Below are 606 nucleotides of genomic sequence, written 5' to 3' on the forward strand. Positions count from 1 at the left end.
TGATCAGGAAGATGATCAGCAAAACCAGCATGACGTCGACCAGCGGGGTGGTGTTGATGGTGCTGTTGACTTCGTCTTCGCCATCACCATCATTGCCAATTGCCATTGCCATAATGTGTTCTCTTTCGATGTTACGCTTTAAACCCTTAAGACCTCTCAACACAGAGGCACAGAGACACAGAGAAAATCAGGAGGAAAACCTCTTGGTAAGTCGTGACTTGCATCACTTTTACGATATCACCTGCACGGTGCTTCATTCTCTTTTGATGTTCTCTGTGGCTTTTCTCTGTGTCTCTGTGCCTCTGTGGTTAAGGGTCTTGGTTTAACTTAAACCTGATACGACTTATTTTTTAGCTGCTGTCTTGCCCATGTTGCCGGACAGAACAACGGAATGCAGGTCAGCGGAGAAGGTACGGACTTCTTCCATGGCGCTCTTGTTGCGACGTACCAGGAAGTTGTAACCCAGAACCGCAGGAACAGCCACTGCCAGACCAATTGCCGTCATGATCAGCGCTTCACCCACAGGGCCGGCTACTTTGTCGATCGATGCCTGACCAGACATACCGATGGCTGTCAGCGCATGGTAAATACCCCATACTGTACCAA

At 49.0% G+C, this 606-nt stretch carries 2 protein-coding genes; both read right to left on the minus strand.

Annotated elements, in window-relative coordinates:
* Positions 1–112 (minus strand): ExbD/TolR family protein (locus ACO0K9_RS28035; protein WP_422980606.1); only part of this gene is annotated, 112 nt, incomplete at its 3' end.
* Positions 113–343: 231 nt separating this feature from the next.
* The coding region (locus tag ACO0K9_RS28040) for a MotA/TolQ/ExbB proton channel family protein (protein ID WP_422990685.1) at positions 344–606 on the minus strand (263 nt) is incomplete at its 5' end.

The sequence above is a fragment of the Undibacterium sp. Ji50W genome (genome assembly GCF_049340445.1).
GTDB lineage: Bacteria > Pseudomonadota > Gammaproteobacteria > Burkholderiales > Burkholderiaceae_D > Undibacterium.